Below are 2,380 nucleotides of genomic sequence, written 5' to 3'. Positions count from 1 at the left end.
CCATAGGTTAGTGTCTTTGGTCGTAGTTAAAAGCCATGGTCGAAGACGCTAAACCATGGCACAAATTCTGCATACGCTGCACCTCCGCGGGAGCAGAGATATTTGATGCATAAAACATTGAGAAGCCCGAATAATGACCAATCACCGCCACCACCCTCAAAAGAATGCAAACGACCGCAAACATGCGGTAGGGTGGTAACTGTAGTACTCAATAGCGCATTGATGCGATTGTTGGGCGAGCTACGGGGCTGTTTTCCTTCCGGTGGTCAGTTTGACCTGCGAAAAACGGTCCGACTAGTAACTAAACAACACACCATCACCGACGATAGGAGCGTATCTTCTATGGATTCGACCATTTTCAACCGCCGTACCTTGCTGGGCGGCGGCGCACTTGCGGGCCTGGGGGCCCTGCTTGCGGCATGCGGCCAGCAGGCAAATAACGAGGCGGCAGCCACCGCAACTGCCGCACCAAGCGAATCGGCATCTACTTCTGCTGCGGCATCTGAATCTGCATCAGCTTCAGCAACCCCCTCTACTGTCCGAGGCTACTCGGGCGGCTCGAAGGCGCCTGATGGCGAGTACCGCCCTGCGGACGGCAAGGGCCCTGCTCAGAACGTGCCGAAGCCTAACGCCCCTGAAGAGGGCTATCGTGAGAAGTCTATTGAAGGTATCCGTAAGACGATGGATGCTTGGGTGAAATGGACTAATTACGGAATTCAAGTAGGCGATTTTACGGAATCCCGAAAATACATTTCCAGTAATTTTGAAAGTGAACTTAAGGGATATAAGAGCTTTGAGGACTTGTATAAGCGCGGCGGGTGGATTATTGATGGCATTGACAACTATGTTGCTGATGGAAATCCGTGGTCTGAGGATGGGGAAACCTATTTTTGGAAGGCATATCGCGAGTGGAATTATATAACTCTTGTGGAGCCTACCGGAGAATGGCACCGAAACCGAAATATCCAGAAGGATAATGACACCTGGAAATTTGAATTTAAGTACTCCGACTCTTCATGGAAAATTATCGGTTACGAACAGGTAGAAGACTAAAATAATGAACAAAATAATAAAATGCAGTGGGATTTTTTCTCTATCTTGCATTCTAGGATTTTGCGGTACCACTAACGTTGATGCATACGTTATTACTGCGCCTTGTTCTGACACATCAGCTAAAGTTTGCCAAATCGAAGTTGAAACAACTACTTCGCGAGGCAGTCAAGATGGTTACGATGAGAAAAATACAGGTGCAGATAATGCCAACCAGGAAATTCAGCAACAATATACTTATTCCACGGTAAATCAGGGAAACGGCGTAAAAGTTACCTACGCCAACGAAAATCCCAATATTATGTCATGCACAACCAAAGACGGAAGAATAGGAACATTCAAGTTCACAAATATGTCGCTTGAATCTGGCATTCCTGTAGATCACGGAAGTCCCCGAAGCCCTTCCTCTGCTAGTTGCATCCCGAACAATACCCGCACCTTCACCAGTGCCGACAGCCCAGGTCCCACCGGCCCGACCTACGAAGAAGTCATGGAGGAAATCCGCCACGCAGCAGAATCGCTAGAACCGGGTAAGCCGACCCTGCATCAGTCCTATAACAACCCCGCAGGCACTGGCCGAGCAGAAGGCGACCCCAACGTCTACAAGGGCGACCAGATCAACTTCTACGTCGATGACGGAGGCCCCTACCGCCTCGAAGCAGACATGCTCGCCGGACACGTCGAAATTGAGCTCATGCCCTCCTCCTATGTCATCGAGTACGGCAACGGAGATACAGACACCCACTACACGGCAGGTCAGCCCGTGACCACCTATCCCCGTGAACGCCCGCGTGAAACCGCAACGAGTTACGCCTACCAGCGCTCTGGCAACTTCCACGCGTATGCGACCGTGCACTACACGGCTCGTTTCCGTGTGGATGGTGGCCCGTGGCAGATGATGGAAGTGACCCCGCAGGCGACCAGTGACCCGTTGCTGGTGCGTGTGTGGTGGGTTGATGTGGGACGCGTGGCAGGTGACTGCAGCTACGACGACACTCGCTGGGGCTGCAAGAACGATCCGACTATGGGCAAGCCGGATAACCCGAACCCGCGTCTGCGCAAGGCCGATATTCGTACCGGTCAGCGTTGGCACCTGAACGATAATGGTGATGGGGATACGGAGTATTCGTTGCACCGCGACTGGCCCGACATGTAAATCAGCCCCGTGGGTCTTATGCTGAGAAGCCACATGTGTTTCGAAAAGCCACTTCTTTGGTGGCTTCTCGAAACACATGTGGCTTTTCGCCGTTCATAAGGGAGGACCGGGGGAACTTTCAATAGGTTAGTGTCTTCGCCGCGGGTCTTTAACCCGCATTAAAGTCACTAACCT

2 protein-coding genes are annotated in these 2,380 nt (G+C 51.7%); both read left to right on the top strand.

Going from position 1 to position 2,380, the window contains the following annotated elements; genetic code table 11:
* Positions 1 to 342 precede the first annotated feature (342 nt).
* Positions 343 to 1,053 carry a DUF6318 family protein gene (locus HMPREF2710_RS03870; RefSeq protein ID WP_070599605.1) on the top strand — a complete coding sequence of 237 codons (711 nt, stop codon included), beginning with the start codon at positions 343 to 345 and terminating at the stop codon, positions 1,051 to 1,053.
* 349 nt (positions 1,054 to 1,402) lie between these two features.
* Positions 1,403 to 2,206, top strand: coding sequence for a hypothetical protein (locus HMPREF2710_RS03865; RefSeq protein ID WP_239662263.1), 804 nt, complete (start codon positions 1,403 to 1,405; stop codon positions 2,204 to 2,206).
* Positions 2,207 to 2,380: the final 174 nt, after the last annotated feature.

Source organism: Rothia sp. HMSC069D01 (assembly GCF_001810135.1).
Taxonomy (GTDB): domain Bacteria; phylum Actinomycetota; class Actinomycetes; order Actinomycetales; family Micrococcaceae; genus Rothia.
The sequence above is the reverse complement of the archived record's forward strand: the minus strand, read 5'-3'. Positions and strand labels throughout refer to the sequence as shown.

Coding starts and splice junctions, on each gene's coding strand:
- HMPREF2710_RS03870 (WP_070599605.1), top strand. CDS start 343: ATGGATTCGACCATTTTCAACCGCCGTACCTTGCTGGGCGGCGGCGCA.
- HMPREF2710_RS03865 (WP_239662263.1), top strand. CDS start 1,403: ATGTCGCTTGAATCTGGCATTCCTGTAGATCACGGAAGTCCCCGAAGC.